General features: G+C 69.8%; 17 protein-coding genes. 12 read left to right on the top strand and 5 right to left on the bottom strand.

What is annotated here, in order from left to right; genetic code table 11:
• Positions 1-43 precede the first annotated feature (43 nt).
• On the top strand, positions 44-859 hold the full coding sequence (locus FB390_RS26175) for a right-handed parallel beta-helix repeat-containing protein (RefSeq protein ID WP_246124213.1): 816 nt from the start codon (positions 44-46) through the stop codon (positions 857-859).
• On the opposite strand, the gene FB390_RS26180 is transcribed toward FB390_RS26175, so the two are convergent.
• Both FB390_RS26180 and FB390_RS26185 read right to left on the bottom strand, forming a co-directional pair.
• The gene (locus FB390_RS26180) at positions 856-1,515 is read right to left on the bottom strand and encodes a TetR/AcrR family transcriptional regulator (protein WP_185757179.1); all 660 of its coding nucleotides are present in this window, start codon (positions 1,513-1,515) and stop codon (positions 856-858) included. The genes FB390_RS26175 and FB390_RS26180 overlap by 4 nt on opposite strands.
• A 104-nt stretch (positions 1,516-1,619) precedes the next feature.
• Positions 1,620-2,588 carry a helix-turn-helix transcriptional regulator gene (locus FB390_RS26185; RefSeq protein ID WP_141811346.1) on the bottom strand — a complete coding sequence of 323 codons (969 nt, stop codon included), beginning with the start codon at positions 2,586-2,588 and terminating at the stop codon, positions 1,620-1,622.
• A 63-nt stretch (positions 2,589-2,651) separates the two neighbouring features.
• On the opposite strand from FB390_RS26185, the gene FB390_RS26190 reads away from it, so the two are divergent.
• The gene (locus tag FB390_RS26190) at positions 2,652-4,931 is read left to right on the top strand and encodes an ATP-binding cassette domain-containing protein (protein WP_342780433.1); all 2,280 of its coding nucleotides are present in this window, start codon (positions 2,652-2,654) and stop codon (positions 4,929-4,931) included.
• Positions 4,932-4,994: 63 nt separating this feature from the next.
• Here FB390_RS26190 and FB390_RS26195 read toward each other — a convergent pair whose 3' ends face one another.
• Positions 4,995-5,645: a maleylpyruvate isomerase family mycothiol-dependent enzyme gene (locus tag FB390_RS26195; RefSeq protein ID WP_141811348.1), complete on the bottom strand. Its 651-nt coding sequence runs from the start codon at positions 5,643-5,645 to the stop codon at positions 4,995-4,997.
• A gap of 125 nt (positions 5,646-5,770) precedes the next feature.
• On the opposite strand from FB390_RS26195, the gene FB390_RS26200 reads away from it, so the two are divergent.
• The 3 genes from FB390_RS26200 to FB390_RS26210 all read left to right on the top strand — a co-directional run bounded on the left by FB390_RS26200 (position 5,771) and on the right by FB390_RS26210 (position 9,397).
• Positions 5,771-6,175 carry a MarR family winged helix-turn-helix transcriptional regulator gene (locus tag FB390_RS26200; protein WP_141812039.1) on the top strand — a complete coding sequence of 135 codons (405 nt, stop codon included), beginning with the start codon at positions 5,771-5,773 and terminating at the stop codon, positions 6,173-6,175.
• A 202-nt stretch (positions 6,176-6,377) separates the two neighbouring features.
• Entirely contained in the window at positions 6,378-8,627 is a 2,250-nt protein-coding gene (locus FB390_RS26205) for a pyruvate, phosphate dikinase (protein ID WP_141811349.1), read from the top strand.
• A 5-nt stretch (positions 8,628-8,632) separates the two neighbouring features.
• The gene (locus FB390_RS26210; RefSeq protein WP_141811350.1) at positions 8,633-9,397 is read left to right on the top strand and encodes a tyrosine-protein phosphatase; all 765 of its coding nucleotides are present in this window, start codon (positions 8,633-8,635) and stop codon (positions 9,395-9,397) included.
• Positions 9,398-9,479: 82 nt separating this feature from the next.
• On the opposite strand, the gene argS is transcribed toward FB390_RS26210, so the two are convergent.
• A complete protein-coding gene (argS, locus tag FB390_RS26215) occupies positions 9,480-11,246 on the bottom strand; it encodes an arginine--tRNA ligase (protein WP_141811351.1) in 1,767 nt (588 codons plus the stop codon).
• A 96-nt stretch (positions 11,247-11,342) separates the two neighbouring features.
• On the opposite strand from argS, the gene FB390_RS26220 reads away from it, so the two are divergent.
• From FB390_RS26220 to FB390_RS26240, 5 genes are all read left to right on the top strand, one after another.
• Positions 11,343-12,224 carry a glycoside hydrolase family protein gene (locus FB390_RS26220; protein WP_141811352.1) on the top strand — a complete coding sequence of 294 codons (882 nt, stop codon included), beginning with the start codon at positions 11,343-11,345 and terminating at the stop codon, positions 12,222-12,224.
• A 121-nt stretch (positions 12,225-12,345) separates the two neighbouring features.
• A complete protein-coding gene (locus FB390_RS26225; RefSeq protein WP_141811353.1) occupies positions 12,346-13,764 on the top strand; it encodes an L-fucose/L-arabinose isomerase family protein in 1,419 nt (472 codons plus the stop codon).
• A 25-nt stretch (positions 13,765-13,789) separates the two neighbouring features.
• Positions 13,790-15,274: an FGGY-family carbohydrate kinase gene (locus FB390_RS26230; RefSeq protein ID WP_221639370.1), complete on the top strand. Its 1,485-nt coding sequence runs from the start codon at positions 13,790-13,792 to the stop codon at positions 15,272-15,274.
• A 63-nt stretch (positions 15,275-15,337) separates the two neighbouring features.
• Positions 15,338-15,790, top strand: coding sequence for a thioredoxin family protein (locus FB390_RS26235; protein ID WP_342780434.1), 453 nt, complete (start codon positions 15,338-15,340; stop codon positions 15,788-15,790).
• Positions 15,787-16,803: a glycoside hydrolase family 172 protein gene (locus FB390_RS26240; RefSeq protein WP_185757181.1), complete on the top strand. Its 1,017-nt coding sequence runs from the start codon at positions 15,787-15,789 to the stop codon at positions 16,801-16,803. The genes FB390_RS26235 and FB390_RS26240 overlap by 4 nt, the downstream gene beginning before the upstream one ends.
• Here the strand turns inward: FB390_RS26240 and FB390_RS26245 are convergent.
• Positions 16,794-17,255: a hypothetical protein gene (locus FB390_RS26245; RefSeq protein ID WP_141811356.1), complete on the bottom strand. Its 462-nt coding sequence runs from the start codon at positions 17,253-17,255 to the stop codon at positions 16,794-16,796. The genes FB390_RS26240 and FB390_RS26245 overlap by 10 nt on opposite strands.
• Positions 17,256-17,332: 77 nt before the next feature.
• Here FB390_RS26245 and FB390_RS26250 point away from each other — a divergent pair, with 77 nt between their 5' ends.
• Positions 17,333-18,337 carry a zinc-dependent alcohol dehydrogenase family protein gene (locus FB390_RS26250; RefSeq protein ID WP_141811357.1) on the top strand — a complete coding sequence of 335 codons (1,005 nt, stop codon included), beginning with the start codon at positions 17,333-17,335 and terminating at the stop codon, positions 18,335-18,337.
• The gene (gene xylB / locus FB390_RS26255; RefSeq protein WP_141811358.1) at positions 18,334-19,731 is read left to right on the top strand and encodes a xylulokinase; all 1,398 of its coding nucleotides are present in this window, start codon (positions 18,334-18,336) and stop codon (positions 19,729-19,731) included. Before FB390_RS26250 ends, xylB begins: the two co-directional genes overlap by 4 nt.
• The last annotated feature ends 29 nt before the right edge of the window (positions 19,732-19,760 follow it).

Genomic DNA, 19,760 nt, shown 5'->3' on the forward strand with positions numbered 1-19,760 from the left:
CCGGCCAGGAAGCACAGTCGTGGTGCCTGAGGGGCACTACATCTTGACGATTCCTCCCGACCCACAGAAAGTGCAGGGCCGCAACCCGGATCCGACCACGGGAGACCTGAACCTCACCGCGCCGACCACCCTGCGTGGCGCGGGTCGCGACCGGACAGTGCTGGACGCCAATGGGATCGACAGGGTGCTCAGTATCTCCGCGCCCGTGACGGTGACGGGACTGACCGTGACCGGCGGAGTCACCGCGCAGCACGAGATCCCGTACTACGACACCGGCGGCGGCGGAATCTCCAACTCGTCGAACCTCGTTCTCGATGATGTCGTGGTCCGAGGCAACAGCGCCGGGTACGGCGGCGGGATCTTCAACGTGCCGGGGTCGGACCTACAGACGAGAAACACACTCATCACCGGCAACACATCCGGCGAGGCGGGCGGCGTCCGATGCGACAACACCTGCACCTTCACCGACTCGACGATCTCCGACAACCGCGTGGTCAATCCCGGAGTGTGGTACCGCCCAGGTGGATTCGCCGGACGCGGCGGCGGCGTCGACGTCCGTGGGCGGGGCGTGGTGACGTTCGATCGTGCGACCATCACCGGAAACAGCGCCTCGGACGCCGGCGGCGGCATCAACGTGGCGCCCGCCTACCTCGACACCCTCCCACGCCTGTTGACGGATGTGATCAATGTTCCAGTGGGCACCGTAGTACTGCGGAACTCCACTATCAGTGGAAACACCTCGGGCACTGTTCGGGACAACTGCGCGAAGGTGTTCGCGAGGATTGTCTCCGAAGGCGGCAACACCAGCGACGACACTTCCTGCGACCTCACCGGGCCGGGCGACAAGGTCGTGCCCTAGTCGGCAGGGGTTCCCAGCCCGAGCAGCGTGCGGTGGATGTACAGCACGATGTCCTCCAGCTCGAGCAAGTCACCTCCGGCGCGCAGGGTCCTGCGAACGGCCTCGTTGGTCGCATCGGTAACCGCCAGATATGCATCATCCGGCACCGATGGATCAACGGGGCCTGCCCCTGCACGCCACGATCGGATGAACCCGGCGAACCAGTGTTGGCATCGCTCGAACGACTCGATCGCGCGCGACCCGGCCGGGGCGGTCTCCAGGTAGAACGAGCGGGCGAACGACGGTTCGTCACGCAACAGGGTGAGGTATTCGCGAATTCCGAGCCGCAGCGCCTCGAGCGGCTCCACCGGTTCGGCGAATACCTCCCTCATCACGCGCTCGAGATGTTCGATCATCAGATCCCGGCCCGCCTCGGCCGCGGCCAGAAAGCACGCTTCCTTGTCCGGGAAGTGCTGGTAGAACGTCCGGCGCGAAACTTTGGCCGCCGCGGCGATATCCGCGATCGTCGCGGTGAGATAGCCGCGATCCGCGACGACGACCGTCACCCCGTACAAGAGCCGTTGCCGCTGCGACCCCGTCACCAGTTCACGAGCAAGCCCGTGCGGCCCGTGCGGCAACTCCGTCAGGGTCGGCTCCAGCAACTTCTTACGTCCCACCCGCACCTTCATATCAGGCGCGCCCCTGGCGTGAAGAGCCGGTGCGACGGACCACTGAGGAGACCCGATCCCGGGCGCCTCTGTCGTCTCGGGCCTACCGGGAGTCAACTCGAATCGCCAGCCGCGCGAAGGAGTTTGGTGGCGAGAGTGCGGAGGTGGGTGGACATTTCCGGGGGGTGGCGGACTTCGAAGGGAAGGTCGAGGTGGGCGATGCGGAGGGCGGTCCATTCGAGGGAGTCGGCGGTGGTGCGGAGCAGGCAGGTGTGGTCGTCGAGGGGTTCCACTTCGGCGGTGCGCACGCGGAAGCGGTCGGCGAGTTCGGCGGCGGAGGCGTGGACCAGGAGTTCGACGTGCTGGACGGGACGGGCACGGGCGAGCGAGCGGGTGACGAAGGCGGCGGGGTCGGCGTCGGGGAGTTCGCGCGGCGGGAAACGCACCCCGACGGGCAGCGTGGACGTGATGCGGTCCACCCGGAACGTGCGCCAGTCGGAGCGGTCGACGTCCCAGGCGACGAGATACCAGCGGCGCCCGGCCGACACCAGGCTGTGCGGCTCGACCAGCCTGCGCGACTCGGCGTCGTCTTTGTCGCGGTAGGAGAAGCGGATTCGCTCGTGGTCGCGGGCGCAGGCCGCCAGCGCCACCAAGGTCTCGGGGTCCACCTGCGGACCAGCTGGCGGTCCGGCCAGGTCGACGGTACTGGTCTGCACCGCGTCCACCCGCCTGCGCAACCGATCCGGCAGTACCTGCTGAAGTTTCACCAGCGCCCGCGCGGCCGATTCCTCGCTGCCCGCGACGCCACCGAGCGCGGCGTTGCGCAGGCCGAGCGTGATCGCGACCGCCTCCTCGTCGTCGAGCAGCAGCGGCGGCAACGCGGCCCCGGATTCCAGCCGGTAGCCGCCGACCGCGCCGAGCCCCGAGCGCACGGGATAGTCCAGCTCGCGCAGCCGCTCGATATCGCGGCGCACCGTGCGCACCGTGACGCCGAGGCGCTGCGCCAGTTCGGGCCCGCTCCACTCCCGCCGCGTCTGCAACAGCGCGAGGAGTTGGAGAAGCCGGGCGGCGGTATCGGTCACAGCGCCCAGTATGCCGTGCAATGAGGACCGATCCCGACCTCATTGATGCCTACCGTGGCGCTGGTGAACGCAGAGACCATCGAGATCGTCGGAGCACGGGTGCACAATCTGCGCGACGTGACCCTCCGAATTCCCAAGGGCAAGATCGTCGTCTTCACCGGGGTGTCCGGTTCCGGGAAGTCGTCGGTGGTGTTCGGCACCGTCGCGGTGGAGTCGCAACGCCAGCTCAACGAGACATTCACCTGGTTCATCCGCAACCGGCTGCCCAAGTACGAGCGCCCGGACGCCGACGTCATCGACAACCTGGCGCCCGCCGTCGTGGTGGACCAGAAACCGATCGGCGGCAACTCCCGTTCCACCGTCGGCACCATGACCGATATCCAGTCGATCATCCGCGTCCTGTTCTCCCGGCACGGCGTGCCGAGCGCCGGTGAGGCGACGAGGTATTCGTTCAACGACCCGCTCGGCATGTGCCCGGAGTGCGGCGGACTCGGCCACGTGGTGCGCGCGGATCTGGACAAGCTGCTCGACACCGGAAAGTCGTTGAACGAGGGGGCGATCCGCTTCTCCCCCTTCGCGGTCGGCACCTTCCAGTGGCAGATCTACGCCGAATCCGGCCTCTTCGATCCGGACAAGCCGCTGCGCGACTTCACCGCGGAGGAATGGCAATTGTTCCTGCACGGCAATGGTTTCCGGGTGCCGCGACTCAACAAGACCGGCTCCATGGGCCACAACGCCTACGAGGGCCTGCTGGAACGCTTCGACCGGCTCTACATCAAGCGGGACCTGAGCGCGCTCTCGGAGAAGAACCGGACGGCGGCGATGGCGGTGGTCAGCGAACAGACCTGCCCGTCCTGCGATGGTGCGCGACTGAACGCGGCCGCGCTGGCGAGCCGGATCGGCGGACTCGGCATCGCCGACTACGGCCGGATGGAGGTGTCGGATCTGATCGAGACGTTGGCCGCGATCGACGATCCGGTGGCCGCGCCCATCGCGGGCGCCGCGATCGCCCGGCTGCGCCGCGTCGAGGACGTCGGCCTCGGGTACCTGTCCCTCGACCGCGAGACGTCCACGCTCTCCGGCGGCGAGGCGCAGCGGCTCAAGGTCGTCCGCCACCTCGGCTCCAGCCTCACCGGCATGACGTACATCTTCGACGAACCGAGCGTCGGCATGCACCCGCGCGACGTGCACCGGTTGAACGAACTGCTGATCCAGTTGCGGGACAAGGGCAATTCGGTGCTGGTGGTGGAACACTCCCCCGACGTCATCGCGGTCGCCGACCACGTGGTGGACATGGGTCCCGGCGCGGGCGCCGACGGTGGCACGGTGGTGTTCCAGGGCAGCGTCGAGAAACTGCGCGCCTCCGGAACACTCACTGGCGAACGGCTGCGCGAGACGCGACCGGTCAACGAGAGCCCGCGCACACCGACGGGCTGGCTGACTGTGTCGGGAGCCGATCGGTACAACCTGAAGAACGTGACCGCGCGTTTTCCGGCCGGCGTGCTCACCGCCGTGACCGGAGTCGCCGGATCGGGCAAGAGCACGCTGGTGTCGGGCGCGTTCCTCGCGGCGCATCCGGACGCGGTGGCGGTCGACCAGTCGGCCATCGGCGGTTCCCGGCGGTCGAGTCCCGCGACGTATCTCGGAATCATGGATCAGCTACGGCAACTGTTCGCCAAGGCGCACGGCGTCAAGCCCGGACTGTTCAGCTTCAACTCCGCGGGCGCGTGCGCCGAATGCGGCGGGGCCGGAATCATTTTCACCGACCTCGCCTATATGGATCCGGTGACCACGGTATGCCAGACCTGCCACGGCCGCCGTTACCGGCCCGAGGTGCTCGGCTATCAGGTGCGTGGGGCATCGATCGCCGATGTGCTGGACATGACGGCGTCCGAGGCGCTGGAGTTCTGGCACGAGCACGACGACGCGCGCATCCTGACGCCGCTGCGGGCGCTGGCGGACGTGGGCCTCGGCTACCTCACCCTCGGCCGCGCGCTGAGCTCGCTCTCCGGCGGCGAACGGCAGCGCATCAAGCTGGCCGATCACCTGCACCGCCGCGGCGGGGTGTACGTGCTGGACGAGCCGACCACCGGGCTGCACATGGCCGACGTGGACACCCTCATGACGCTGCTGGATCGCCTGGTGGACGGCGGCAACACGGTGATCGTCATCGAGCACGACCTGGAGGTCGTCAAGCGTGCCGATTGGATCGTCGACCTGGGGCCCGACGGCGGCAAGCACGGCGGCGAGATCGTCTTCGCCGGTACGCCGACGGAGCTCTTGGCGGATCGACGGTCCATCACCGCGGACTACCTGCGCCGCAGCCTGACGGACGCGGCGTAGCGCAGCTGGGAAACACAGCGCAGCAGGGAGCACAGTCCAGCCGAACCGTCGAAACCGGCTGGCTCAGTCCGGATTCCGGTTCGGCAGGCGCGTGACGAGCGCCGCCGCGCCGGGACCGGCGAGCCGGGGCACGACAACCTGCCGACCAGTGATCAGCAACAGCAGATCCGCGATACCGCCGCGCGCCTCGAGCCCTTGACCGACGCTCCAGTCGCAGTCGGTGGCCACCAATCGCAAGCCCTTCAGCCGACGCCGGGCCCAGAACGGCCACCCCATCCCCCACACCCGGGTCGCGGCGACGGCGGCGGCCGCGCGCGGCAGCTCGAGGGTGCGGCCGAGCGGGATCGCGATGTCCTGGCCGTGCACCATGACGTCGTAGAAGATGTTGCGGTAGTTGGTCACTCGGGGCAGCGTGCGGGAGGCCGCCGTCGCGCGCAGCTCCGCCGCCAGGTCGCGCCCGGGCTCCTCGGCACAGCGGACCGCGACGTCGTGGTTGAGCCGATGGAAGCTGCCGCGAGCGCGCACCGCTTCCCGCAGCATCGCCGCAGGGCCGGGCGGCCGAGTAGTCATGGCCAGGTGTGCGGCCACGTCGCGCACCCGCCAGCCTTCACACAGCGAGGGCGCGAGCCACTCGTCAGGGGCGAGTCCGTCGAGCAGATCGGCGACGGCGAGGCGCTGCTCCTCGATGACCCGCCATTGTTGGTCCCGGTCCATGATCCACCTCCGGATCGGCCTAGAATAAGTCAGTCACACTGACGAATATAGTCAGGCTATCTGACGAAAAGCAAGGAGTGGACGTGCCGGAATCCGCCACCGACGAGCTCAATGTCGGAGTGCTGATGTTCATCCCATATCGGGCGATGGAGCAGCGGGTCTTCGACGCGCTCGCGGCGGCGGGCTATGCCGACATCACCGTCGCGCAGGCCCGTCTCGTGCAGCGGCTCGGACCGGACGGCACCCGGCTCACCCTCCTCGCCGAGCAGGCCCAGGTCACCAAGCAGACCGCCGGATTCCTGGTGGATCAGCTCGAACGGGCGGGTTACGTGGAACGAGTGCCCGATCCGGCCGACGGGCGGGCGCGGCTGGTTCGGCTCACCGAGCGCGGCGAGGCCGTCACCGCGTTGGCCAACCGGACCGTCGCCGCCGTGGAGGCCGAGTGGCGCGAGGTGCTCGGCGAACGCACCATGAACCAACTGCGCCGCGCGCTCACCAAACTCCGCGAGCACACCGACCCGTTTCGCTGACCCGCAGCGGGGGCAGGCTCGTCCTGCTGACCGGGACGACGGGTACGCACGTACCGACACCCGCGGGCAGGCTGAAAGTCGCGCCGATGCCGTGCCGTTCGCCGGGCGCCCCGGTGTGCCGTCCCACTGGCACGCCGGTCATCGGCCCGCGTCCCCGCCGACGGCGGTGGTGAGTCGAGAACGTGAACCCAGAAGGAGTGACATGACGATCGGAGTGGAGCCCGTGGAGCGACCCGAACGCGCCGCCCCGGAGAGCACCGCACCGTCCGTTGCCGAACTCGACGGCACCTGCGGCCTGAGCCGCGACCGCATCGGCGGCAAAGCGTGGAGCGTCGATCACATGCGGGCGCTCGGCCTGCCGGTGCCGCCCGCGTTCGCCGTCACGACCGAGGGCTGGGCCGACTTCCGCGCGCGCGGCACGCTGAGCGAGGAGATCTGGCTCCAGGTGCGGGCGGGTGTCGCGGCGCTCGAGCGCGGCACCGGCAGGCGCTTCGGCGACACCGAACGACCGCTGCTGGTGTCGGTGCGCTCCGGCGCGGCGGTGAGCATGCCCGGCATGATGGACACGGTCCTCAATCTCGGCATCAACGACGACGTCGAGCGCGCGCTCGCCGCCGAGACGCGCAACCCCGGCTACGCCGCGGACACCCACGCCCGGTTCCGCTCGCAGTACAACGAGATCGTGCTCGGCGATCCGCTTGCCGCGGTCCCGCTGGACCCGTGGGAACAGCTGCGCGGCGCCATCGCGGCGGTCTTCCGATCCTGGGATTCCGCGCGCGCCAAGACCTATCGCCGCAGCCGCGGCGTCTCCGACGACCTCGGCACCGCGGTCACCGTGCAGGCCATGGTGTTCGGCAACCTCGACGCGCTCTCCGGCACCGGCGTGCTGTTCACCCGCAATCCGAACACCGGCGAGCGCGCCGTGTTCGGCGAATGGCTGGTCGGCGGCCAGGGCGAGGACGTCGTCTCCGGCCGCACCACCCCGCGTCCGCTCGACGAGCTCGCGGTCACCATGCCCGACGTGCACAGGCAGCTACTCGCCGCCGCCGACCTGCTGGAACGGGACGGCCGCGATATCCAGGACATCGAGTTCACCGTGGAGTCCGGCAGGCTGTGGCTGTTGCAGTCGCGGCCCGCGAAGCGGTCGGCCCGCGCGGCTGTGCGCGCCGCGGTCGCCATGGCGGGCGAGGGGCTCATCGATCCGGCGACGGCGCTGTCCCGCGTCGACGCCGAGCAGGTGCGCACGGTGCTGCGGCCCGCCTCGGGCATCGAGACCGATCAACCGCCGCTGGCCCGCGGCGAGTCGGCCTGCCCCGGCCTGGCCTCCGGCATCGTCGTCACCGATCCCGACGAGGCCGAAACCCGCGCCGCCGCAGGCGAAGACGTCGTCCTGGCGCGACCGACCACCAGCCCCGACGACCTGCACGGCATGATCGCGGCGCGGGCCATCGTCACCGAACTCGGCGGCGCCACATCGCATGCCGCGCTGGTCAGCCGGGAACTGGGCAGGCCGTGCGTGGTCGGGTGCGGGCCGGGCGTGGTGGCGGGACTGGCCGGGCGCGTGGTCACCGTCGACGGCGGCGCCGGCGCGGTGTGGCTCGGCGAGGTCACCGGAAAAGCGGTGGAGGACAGTGTGATCGAGGACGTGGCGCAGCTCGCGCGCTGGGCCGCCGTCCATCCGGACGAACTGGTCGGACTGCTCGGCGCACGGGACGGCGAAAACGCCTTCTCCACAACCGGTTCGGCCGAAAATGGACACATGACAGCAGGGACTTCGCCTGCGTCCGACGAGGCTCTGCCGCACACCACCCCGCGCGACAGCCGGACGCAGCAGCACGCCACCCCCGACCTCGACCTCCTTCGCCTGATCGGCATCAAGGGCCGGGTCTCCGCCGACGCCGTCGCGGACAGCCTGGCGGGCGACGCCACCGAAACCGGTGAGCGCTGCGCTGATCTCGTCGCGCGCGGTCTGTGCGCGAGCACTCCGGTCGGCGTGCGTCTCACGCCGGAGGGCCGCGCCGAGCTCACCCGCCTGCTCGCCGCGGAACGAGAGACGGTGGATCCCACCGTGATCGCCACCGCTTACGACGAATTCTGCGCGTTCAACGCCGAACTCAAGGAGATCATCACCGCCTGGCAGATGAAGGACGCCGCGACCGTCAACGACCACACCGACGCCGCCTACGACGCCGCGGTGCTGGACCGGCTGCGCACGCTGCACGGCCAAGTCGTGCCGCTGGTGCGCCGGATCGGCGAGATCGCGCCCCGGTTGTCCCGCTACGCAGGCCGGTTGGATCGGGCGGTCGAGCGCATCGACGGCGGCGACCACACCTGGGTGGCGCGTCCGATCATGGACAGCTACCACACCGTGTGGTTCGAGTTGCACGAAGACCTCATCGGTCTGTGCGGGCTCAGCCGCGCTGACGAGGCCGCGGCGGGCCGGGCCCACTGACCGCCATGCACACCGACAGTTCCCCGCGGCGATGGGTCGAATTCGCCGAGATCGACAATGTCCGCGACCTCGGCGGGCTGCCCGTGTCCGGCGGCGGCGTCACCCGGTTCGGCACGGTGTACCGGGCCAGTACTCCGCAGCATCTGACCGAGGACGATCTGATCCTGCTGACCGGGCAGGTCGGCCTGCGCACGCTGATCGACCTGCGCAATCCCGACGAGGTCGAGCGGGAGGGTTACGGCCTGCTCGGCGAGGCGGCCGTGCAGCTGGTCAACCTGCCCGTGCGCAAGGCGGCCGCCACCACCGCCACCCCTGCCGACCTCGTACCCGACGCCAAGCACTACGACCTGGTCGCGCTCTATCGCGAACTACTCGACGGCAGCGTCGAATCCGTCTTGTCGGCCGTGCGGCTGATCACCGACACCGAACGGCATTCGGTGGTCTTCCACTGCGCCGCGGGCAAGGACCGCACCGGCGTGCTCGCCGCGGTGCTGCTGGACGCCGTCGGCGTGCCCGCGGAGTTCATCGCCGCGGACTACGCCCTCTCCGGCGAACGGATGGCCCGGGTTCGTGCCCGCCTCGACGCCCTCCCCTCGTACCACGGCCTACCACCGGTACGCACCGGAATCCTCGCGGTCGAACCCACAGTGATGAGCGAATTCCTGACCAGATTGCACACCGACCACGGCGGCGCGGCAGGCTGGTTGCGCGCACACGGCCTCACCGACCGCGAGCTGACCGACCTACGCCGGGTGCTGATCGAGAACTGACCACAGCACCCGACGAGTGCTACATCGAAAGCGGCATGTCGAGAACCGCTTTCAGCGAATTGCCAGGTGCCGACGGCCGGCTCTACATGCGTTCTGGCGCTGCGATTCCCAGTAGCCCGAGCCCGTGCCGCAGCGTTCGGGCAGTGAGTCGGCACAGCGCGAGTCGGTTGTTCCGGGTGGGTTCTTCGGCGGCCAGGACGGGGCAGTTGTCGTAGAAAGTGGTGAAGTCGCGGGCCAGGTCGTAGAGGTATCCACACAGTCGGTGGGGTTCGAGTGTGGTCGCGACTTCGTCGACGGTGCCCCCGTAGGCGTCCAGCGCCAAGGCCAGCGCTCGTTCGGCGGATGCGAGCCTGAGCTCGGGGTTCACCGTGGCGTCGGGTTGGTCGGCCTTGCGCAAGATGGAACGGATCCGGGCGTGCGCGTATTGCAGATACACCGCGGTGTTGCCGTTGAGCGCCGCCATCCGGTCCAGGTCGAAGGTGTAATCCTTGACCCGCGATGTGGACAGGTCGGCGTACTTGACCGCGCCGATGCCGGCTTGCTCGGCGATCTCATCCAGTTCGGCGCTCGGCAGCTCGGGGTTCTTCTCGGCTACGACCTGGCGCGCCTTCGCGACGGCGTCGTCGAGCAGGTCCAGCAACCGGACGGTGCCACCGGCGCGGGTTTTGAACGGTTTGCCGTCCGGGCCGAGGACCGTGCCGTAGGCGATGTGCTCGGCGGCGATATCGTCGGTGAGCCAGCCCGCGCGGCGAGCGGCCTCGAACACCAGCTGGAAGTGCAGGGCTTGGCGGGAGTCGGTGACATACAGCAACCGGTCCACGGCGAGGGTGTTGATCCGGTATCGGATGGTCGCCAGGTCGGTGGTGTCGTAGCCGTATCCGCCGTCGCGTTTGCGCACCATCAGCGGAACGGGCTGGTCATCCGGACCGGTGACTTCTTCGGAGAAGAACACCAGAGCGCCGTCACTGTCCACCACGATGCCTTTGCCGACCAGTTCATCGATCGTTTCGGCGAGCATCGGGTTGTAGAACGACTCGCCGACGTAGTCCTCGGGAGTCAGCAGCACGTGGAGCCGGTCGTAGATTTCGCCGAACGCTTTCTCCGATTCGGCGACGATCTCGCTCCAGCGCGCCAGCGTCGCGGGGTCACCCGCCTGCAACGCGACGACCCGGGCACGCGAGCGATCGGCGAATCGCGGATCGGCATCGAAGGCCGCACGCGCGGCCTTGTAAAGCCCGTCCAGCGCCGACACCGACGACGCATCCCCGGTCAGATCGTCGTGGCGCCACTGCGCGTCGGGGTGTTCGTCGAGGTATTGGATGAGCATCCCGAACTGAGTTCCCCGGTCGCCGAGGTGATTTTGGCGGATCACCTCGGCGCCGAGGAAGCCGAGTACCCGCGCGAGGCTGTCGCCGATGATCGTCGTGCGCAAATGCCCGACGTGCATCTCCTTGGCGATATTGGGCGCGGAATAGTCGATCACCACCCGAGTTCCGCGTCCGGAGGCAGACACACCGAGCCGTTCATCGGCCAACCGCGCCGCCACCTGGTTCCAGATCGACCGATCCGACACCGTGAGGTTGAGAAAGCCGGGACCTGACAGCTGCACCGACGCCAGCTCCGGCGTCCCGCTCGCACGAAGTGCCACCGCGATCTCACCGGCGAGTTCGATCGGCTCGACCTGCAATCGTTTTGCGAGCGCGAGGGCGGCGTTGGCCTGGAAGTCGGCGTGCGTGGATCGTCGGACAACCGGGTCTGCTCCCGCCGCGTCGGGACGGATTCGGCTGATCGCCTCGGAAACGGCGGCAGCGACGTGATCGAGCAGTGGCAGCACCCCGGAATGGCTCACGGGCGGATTCCTCCTCATGGTAGGGACCCGTCAGTATCTCAGGCTCGTGTACGACCATCGACGCAATAATCGGCTCCGCGGCGGGATCATGGTCGTATGGCGACGCGGGAAGTGGTCCGGGCGGGCCGGTTCACGAACATCTACGACCCGAGCGCGGGTGCGGCGCATCCGTGGTACATCAACGACCACACGATCGTGCGGGATCGGGACGGTGGATGGCACCTGTTCGGCATCACTCACCCCGAGCCCGCCGATCCGTTCCACGAGATCGAATTCGCGCACGCCACCGCGCCCGATCTGCTCGGCCCGTGGACGAAACGTGAGCCCGCGCTGACGGTCGATCCCGGCTACCACGGCGAGACCCACCTCTGGGCGCCGTACGTGATCCGTTCCGGCGCAACATACTTCATGTTCTACGCGGCTGGCGGACCGGACCGCACCCGTGCGGCGATCAACCTGGCCACCTCCACCGACCTCGTCCGCTGGGAGCGCGCGCCCGGCGGGCCGCTGTTCCGCGACGGCTACGACGCCCGCGACCCGATGGTGCTGCGCATCGGCGAGAAATGGGCGATGTACTACTGCGCGACGAGCGCACCGGAGGGCGGTCACCACGTGGTCGCCTACCGGCTCAGTACCGACCTGTGGCGCTGGGGCGAGCGGCACATCGCCTACGCCGATCCGACGATCGGCACCGAGGCGGGCAACACCGAGTCGCCGTTCGTGGTGCGCCACGACGACCGCTGGTACCTGTTCATCGGCCCACGGCCGGGCTACGTCGGCACCGATATCTTCCGCAGCGACAACCCTTTTCGCTTCCGCATCGGCGACAAGATCGGGCACGTGGCCGCGCACGCCGCCGAGGTCGTCCGGCACGCGGACCGCTGGTGGGTCACCAGCGCGGGCTGGGGGCAGGGCGGTGTCCACCTCGCGCCGCTCACCTTCCCGCCGCCGCCCGCGGGCATCGCCGTGCCGCGCTGACCACGGCGCCTGTGTGACGATCCCGGCTCCGTTACGCCGAAAGGTGCCGATCCGGCTGGGTCGCCTGGTATCTGTTGAGCGAGTCGACTATCCGCCCACCCACCCGCGGGGAGGTAACGGCATGGCCCGTATCGGCGTGATCAGCGTTTCCGACGGCCGCGACTACGTGCACACCGGCATCGCGGACTTCATCCGGACCACCGAGGACCGTCTCGTCGCCGCACTGACCGCGGCGGGCCACGAGGTGGTGCGCGGCACGGACATCATCAGCGACAACGCGCTGGCCGGATCGGTGGCGCGCGAGGTGGCCGCGGCCGGCGTCGACCTCACCGTGCTGCACTACGCCGTCTGGGCCTTCCCGCACTTCAGCATGCTCGCCGCCGGCGCGACACCCGGCCCGCTGCTGTTGCTCTCGAACATCGACCCGGTGCAGCCGGGAATGGTCGGCATGCTCGCCGCGGGTGGCGCGCTGGACCAGATCGGCCGCGCGCACACCCGGTTGTGGGGCGATCCGGAGGACGCCGCGCTGATCGAGGCGATCGGGGTGCGCGCCACGGCGGCGGCGGCCGTCTCGGCGTTGCGCGGCAGCACTTTCGGACGCTTCGGCGGGCGGCCGATGGGCATGAACACCGCCGTCGCCAACACCGATCAGTGGCAGCGGCTGTTCGGCATCGACGTGGAGGAGATCGACCAGTGGGAGATCGTGCGCCGGGCCGACCAGGCGGACGCCGGTGAGGCCAAGGCCGCGCGGGAGTGGCTGGAACGTCACGCCACCGTGCACTACGACGGCGCGAAACTCACCCCGGAGCTGCTGGAGCGCCAGATCCGCTCGTACCTGGCCGTGCGCGAGCTGATCGCGCAGTGGCGGCTGGATTTCTCGGGCATCAAGGGACAGCCGGAGCTCACCCAGTACTTCGCGACGATGGACGTCACCGAGGCGTTCCTCAACGACCCCTACGACTGGAACGGCCCCAAGGAGACCCACGTCTGCGCCACCGAGGCCGACATGGACGGCGCGCTCACCATGCAGCTGCTCAAACACCTCGCGGGCACCCCCGTGCTGTTCGCCGACGTCCGGCACTATCACGCCGATCGCGACATCTGGGATCTGTGCAATTCCGGTCAGCACGCGACCTGGTTCGCCGCCCGCAGCGCCGATCCGGCGGAGAACCTGGCCCGGGTGCACCTCTACCCGGAGGTGTTCTTCTTTCCGGCGGGCGGCGCGTCGGTGCATCACCTCGCCGCGCCGGGCACGATGACCCTGGCCCGGCTGACCCGCAAGGACGGCGACTACCGGATGCAGCTGATGCTGGGCGAGTTCGAGGCCTACGACGAGCAGACCAACGAATCGCTGATGAAACAGTCCACCAGGGAGTGGCCGCACGCGTTCGCACGGCTCGACGCGCGCGCCGAGGATTTCCTGTCCCGCTTCGGCGCCAACCACATTCACGGCGTGCCGGGCGACCACCGTGCGGCGGTGCGTGCGACCTGCGAGTTGCTCGGCGTCGCGCTCGACGAGTTCACCCGCGACCCGCGATGACCCCGGCCGGTCAGCGGGAACGGTGGTGAGCGTGTTCCTCGGCATCGATATCGGCACCTCGGCCTCCAAGGGCGTGCTGGTGCGCGCGGACGGCACGGTCGTCGCGAGAGCCGAACGCGCTCATGCCGTCTCGACGCCGCGTCCGGGGTGGGTGGAGCACGACGCGGAAGCGGTGTGGTGGTCGGATTTCATCGCGATCACCACCGAGCTGGTGGGGGCGGGCGGGGCCGACGTCGACGGGCTCGCGGTGTCCGGCATCGGGCCGTGCCTGCTGCCCGCCGACGGTGCCGGAAATCCGTTGCGGCCGGCCGTTCTCTACGGCGTCGACACCCGTGCGACCGCCGAAATCGCGGAACTGAACGCGGAATTCGGCGCGGACGCCGTGCTGGATCGGGCCGGTTCGCCGCTGACGAGTCAGGCGGTCGGACCCAAACTCCGCTGGCTGGCGCGGCACGAACCGCGGGTCGCCGACCGCACCGAGCTGCTGCTGATGGCGAGTTCCTTTCTGGTGCACCGCCTCACGGGCCGATACGTGCTCGATCACCAATCCGCCAGCCAGTGCGTGCCGCTCTACGATCTGCGCAAGCGCGAGTGGGCGGCGGACTGGGCCGAAGCAGTGGCGCCCGGCTTGGCGCTGCCCGAACTGGCGTGGCCCACCGAGATCGTCGGCCGGGTGAGCACGGCCGCCGCCGCGGCGACGGGCCTGCCCGCGGGTCTGCCGGTCACCACCGGAACGATCGACGCCTGGGCCGAGGCCGAGAGCGTCGGCGTGCGCGCACCCGGCGACGCCATGGTCATGTACGGCACCACCATGTTCCTCGTGCAGGTGCTGACCGAGCCGGTCCCGCATCCCGGTCTCTGGGGAACGTGCGGAACATGGCCAGGCACATACACTCTCGCGGCGGGCATGGCCACCTCCGGCGCGGTCACCGAATGGCTGCGCGATCTGGTCGGCGGCGACTACACCGAGCTGGTGACCGAGGCCGCCGCGGTGCCTGCGGGCAGCCGCGGCCTGCTGGCGCTCCCCTATTTCGCGGGCGAACGCACCCCGCTCTTCGATCCCGACGCGCGCGGCGTCGTGGCGGGACTCACGCTGCGCCACGGCCGCGCCGAGTTGTACCGCGCCGCGCTGGAGTCGATCGCCTACGGCGTCCGGCACAACCTGGAGGCGATGACCGAGGCGGGCGGGCAGGCGCGGCGGCTGGTCGCCGTCGGCGGCGGCACCAAGGGCGGACTGTGGACGCGGATCGTCTCCGAAGTCACCGGACTGCCCCAGCAGCTGCCCGCCGACACCGTAGGCGCCTGCCTCGGTGACGCCATGCTGGCCGCCACCGCGGCCGGTCTCGACACCTCGGCGTGGAACCCGGTGGCCGACACCGTCGTCCCCGATCCGGCGCGCACCGCCGACTACGAGCCGTACTACCGCCGCTATCGCGAGCTCTACACCGCGACCGCCGAGATCGCGCATTTCCTCGCGGCCGAGCAACGCAGAGCGCACCCGCCTTCCTGATCCTCGGACGTCGTGCCAGGATGCATGAGGCAGAACCGGCAGGGAGGACCCGAATTGCCCACAGTGACCTTGACACAAGAGAACTTTCACCACGTCGTCAACGGCAACCACATCGTGCTGATCGACTGGTGGGCGGGCTGGTGCGGCCCGTGCCGCCATTTCGCGCCCGTGTACGAGGCATCCTCCGATCTGCACCCCGACATCGTGCACGGCAAGGTCGACACCGAGGCCGAAGTAGCGCTGACGGCGATGGCGCAGGTCGACCGGTTCCCCACGCTGATGGCCTTCCGTGAGGGCCTGCTGGTGTTCTCCCAGCCGGGGTTCCTGCCCGCCGCCGATCTCGAGGAGGTCGTGCAGCAGGTGCGCTGGCTGGACATGGATCAGGTCCGCAAAGAACTGGCCGCGCAGGGCGGAGACCCACAGCAGGCCGAACCCGTCGGGGCGGCCCCCGCGGGCGCCGCCCGTATGGCCGGACCGGCTCGCGGACCCGTCCAGTACGGCTGGCCCGGGCTGTGACCGCGGCCGGGTCGCCATCGGAATTGTGGCGGCTCGATGCCGCGCGCACGCGGTCGATCAGCGCCGAGAACCCCACCGGCGCACCCGGCATGGGAGCCCGCGCGACCGACGGCACCGGCGCACACGCCGCACGTGATCTGGGCGTCGGATGGAAGGTCTCGCCGTCCATCCTGCTCGATCCCGGCGACACGGCGATCCTGGCCGACGTGACGGGCCCGGGTGTGGTCCGGCACTTCTGGCTGACGACCGACCGCACCGCACTCCGCGACCTGACCCTGCGCATGCACTGGGACGACGCGCCGCGACCAGCCGTGCGGCTGCCGCTCGGCGACTTCTTCTGCAACGCGTGGGACGAGCTCGCGCTGGTGAACTCGGAGATGATCGTGGTCGCCCCGGCGGGCGGTCTGAACAGCTACTGGCCCATGCCTTTTCGCCGACGCGCGCGGATCACGTTGCACAACGGCGCCGACCGGGCGGTGCCGGTGTACTACCAGATCACCTACACCGAAGAGGACGTACCCGGCGACGCCGGCTACCTGCACGCCGCGTGGCGGCGCAGCGCACCGCTGGGCAGCCCGGCGGTGCACACCATTCTCGACGACGTCACCGGGCGAGGGCGTTACGTGGGCACCTATCTCGCCATCCGGCCCGGCGACCCGGGGTGGTGGGGCGAGGGCGAGCTGAAGTTCTACCTCGACGGCGACACCGACCACCCGAGCATCTGCGGCACCGGCACCGAGGACTACTTCGGCGGCGCGTGGAACTTCGACATGGACGGCCGCTACCGCACCTACTCGACGCCGTATCTCGGTCTGCCCCAAGTGCTTCCGCCCGACCGATGCTACGAGGCCGACCAGCGTTTCGGCATGTACCGGTGGCACGTGCGCGACCCGATCTGCTTCCACAGCGAGCTGCGCGTCACCGTGCAGGCGCTCGGCTGGTCGGATCCGGGGACCTACCTGCCGCTGGAGCGGGCCGAGATCGCCACCACCGCATGGTGGTATCAGGGCTGACCCGGCAGCTCCAGCGCGGCGGCGTCCAGCTCGCCCATCAGCTCGTCGGCGCGCGCCAGCGCCAGATCCAGTCCGGTGCCGAGGTCGTCGAGCACCGTCAAACCTCCGAGCAGCCCGGCCAATTCGCTGCGCACCCGTTCGAGTTCCTCGATCGCCGGATCGACCGGAGACCAGACCGCGGCCTCGGACCATCCGGGAGCGTCGTCGAGCCAGCCGCACAGCAGGTCGCGGACCAGGCAGTGATCGGAGGTGTACAACTCGAATCGGCGCGCGTCCTCGCCGCGGCAGTGCTGGAGTTCGTACATGCCGTCGGGTAGGCGACGGGCCCGGATCCAGTCTCGTTCGCCCCTGGCCAATTCCAGGAACGGATGCTCGGGCGCGGCGGCGTCGAACTCGGTCCGAACCGCCGCCGGATCGGGATCGTCGGTTGGTCGACTCGGGTCCGCACGCACCGGGTCAGTTTGCCCGATCGCGGGCGCGAATACTCGAAATGCATCGCCGCACGACGCTCCGGGTGCAAGGTAGAGGGATGCGCGCGGTGGTCATCGAGACGCCAGGTCGTTGTTCCGTGCAGACCGTACCGGATCCGGTCCCCGGTCCCGGCGCGGTGGTGGTGCGCGTCGCCGCTGTCGGTATTTGCGGCACCGACGCCCACATCGTGGACGGCGAGTTCCCGCCGACGCCATATCCGATCGTGCCCGGGCACGAGTTCGCGGGCGAGGTGGTCGCCGTCGGCAACGAGGTGGTGGGCGTCGTGATGGGCGATCGGGTCGCGGTGGATCCCTCGCTGTTCTGCGGGACCTGCCACTACTGCGCGATCGGCCGCGGCAATCTGTGCGAACGCTGGGGCGCGATCGGCGACACCGTGGACGGGGCGATGGCCGAGTACGTCGCGGTGCCCGCCGCCAACTGCCACCGCCTGCCGGACTCGGTCTCGCTGAGCCACGGCGCGCTGGTGGAGCCGCTGTCCTGCGCGGTGCACGCCTTCGACGTGCTTCCCCGTGCGCTCGGCGCCCACTATCTGCTCTACGGCGCGGGCACCATGGGGCTGTTGATGCTCCAGTTGGCGCGGGTGGCGGGCGCGGCGTCGGTGTCGGTCGTCGATCTCGACACCGCGCGGCTGGCGGTGGCCGAGAAACTCGGCGCGGACGCTGTCGGGACCGAGGCCGACAGCTTCGACCGCCCGCAGGGGTGGGAGGTCGTCATCGACTGCACCGGCGCGATCCCCGCGATCGAAGACGGCTTGACCAGGGTCCGGCGCGGCGGGGTGTATCAGCAGTTCGGCGTCGCGCCAGGCGCGGCGACCGCCGCCATCTCCCCGTTCCGGATCTACAACGACGAGATCACCATCGTCGGTTCGATGGCGGTGCTGCACAGTTTCGGACGGGCGGTGGAGTTGATGGGCAAGGGCGTGATCGACGCCGACACCATGATCACCCACGGCTTCGCGCTCGACGAATTCGCCGACGCCCTAACGGCTTTCCGCGACGGCGTGGGCCGCAAGATCCAAATCCGGCCGGACCGCTCGGGATGACGCGGGTGGCCGGGGTGGACAGCTCCACCCAGTCGTGCAAGATCGTCGTCTGCGACGCGGCGACCGGCGCGGTGCTCGAGCGGGGCACCGCACCGCATCCCGACGGCACCGCGGTGCCCGCCGAAGCCTGGTGGAACGCGCTGCGCGCCGCGGGCGACGGGCTGCTCGACCGGGTCGACGCGATCGCGGTGGCCGGGCAGCAACACGGCATGGTGGCGCTGGACGCCGACGGCACACCTCTCCGAGACGCACTGCTGTGGAACGACGTTCGTTCGGCCGCGGCGGCCGAGGATCTGGTTCGGGAGCTCGGTGGTCCGAGCGCGTGGGCCGACGCCGTGGGCAGCGTGCCGGTCGCCGCGTTCACCGTCACCAAACTGCGCTGGTTCGCCGATCACGAACCCGAGCTCGCCGACCGCGCACGGCGCATACTCCTGCCGCACGACTATCTGACCTGGCGGTTGCGCGGCCGCGACGCCGAACCCGTCACCGACCGCGGCGACGCGTCGGGCACCGGCTATTGGTCGCCGGCCTCGGAGCACTACCGAGAAGACCTGGTATCACTTGCTTTTCGTGGCCGAACACCCCTGCTACCTCGCGTGCTCGGTCCCGCCGAAATCGCGGGACACACCGCCTCGGGCGTGCTGGTCGCGGCGGGGACCGGCGACAATGCCGCGGCCGCACTGGGATTGGGGCTCGAGCCCGGCGACATCGTGGTGTCTCTTGGCACCAGCGGCACCGTCTACGCGCGCGGCAGCGCTCCCAGCGCCGACCCGTCCGGCGCGATCGCGGGGTTCGCCGACGCGACCGGTTCGTTCCTCCCGTTGGTCGGCACGCTCAACGCGGCACGCGTGCTCACCGCCTCCGCGCAGCTTCTCGGCGTCGACCTACCCGGATTGGAAGCCCTTGCGGCCCAGGCTCCCCCGGGCGCCGAAGGACTCGTCCTGCTGCCCTACCTCACGGGCGAACGGACCCCCAACCTGCCGCACGCGGCGGGCAGCCTGCACGGTCTGCGTCCACGGACCATGCATCCCTGGCACCTCGCCCGCGCAACCTACGAGGGCATGCTCTGCAACATGGCCGATGCCCTGGACCGCCTCGTCGCCACCGGCATCGCACCGCGCCGCGTCCTCCTCATCGGCGGCGCCGCCCGTTCCTCGCTGGTCCGCGCGATCGCCGCGCAGATCTTCGGCCGTCCCGTCACGATCCCCGAACCCGAGGAATACGTCGCCCTCGGCGCGGCTCGTCAAGCCGCCTGGGCCCTCGCGGGTACGCCCGCTCCCCCGCCGTGGCCGACCCGCAGGGCCGCGGAAATCCACGTCTCCGCGGCGGGCGCCGCCACCGGTCGCGCCACCCGCGAGAGTTACGCCCGCGCGCGGGACGCCCTCTACGGCTGACCCGCGGCGCCCGTGAGCAGGGCGAAGTC

The sequence above is a fragment of the Nocardia bhagyanarayanae genome, assembly GCF_006716565.1.
GTDB classification, from domain to species: domain Bacteria; phylum Actinomycetota; class Actinomycetes; order Mycobacteriales; family Mycobacteriaceae; genus Nocardia; species Nocardia bhagyanarayanae.

Coding starts and splice junctions, on each gene's coding strand:
- FB390_RS26200 (WP_141812039.1), top strand. CDS start 5,771: ATGTTCATCCCATATCGGGCGATGGAGCAGCGGGTCTTCGACGCGCTC.
- FB390_RS26210 (WP_141811350.1), top strand. CDS start 8,633: ATGCACACCGACAGTTCCCCGCGGCGATGGGTCGAATTCGCCGAGATC.
- xylB (WP_141811358.1), top strand. CDS start 18,334: ATGACGCGGGTGGCCGGGGTGGACAGCTCCACCCAGTCGTGCAAGATC.
- FB390_RS26225 (WP_141811353.1), top strand. CDS start 12,346: ATGGCCCGTATCGGCGTGATCAGCGTTTCCGACGGCCGCGACTACGTG.
- FB390_RS26220 (WP_141811352.1), top strand. CDS start 11,343: ATGGCGACGCGGGAAGTGGTCCGGGCGGGCCGGTTCACGAACATCTAC.
- FB390_RS26250 (WP_141811357.1), top strand. CDS start 17,333: ATGCGCGCGGTGGTCATCGAGACGCCAGGTCGTTGTTCCGTGCAGACC.
- FB390_RS26205 (WP_141811349.1), top strand. CDS start 6,378: ATGACGATCGGAGTGGAGCCCGTGGAGCGACCCGAACGCGCCGCCCCG.
- FB390_RS26195 (WP_141811348.1), bottom strand. CDS start 5,645: ATGGACCGGGACCAACAATGGCGGGTCATCGAGGAGCAGCGCCTCGCC.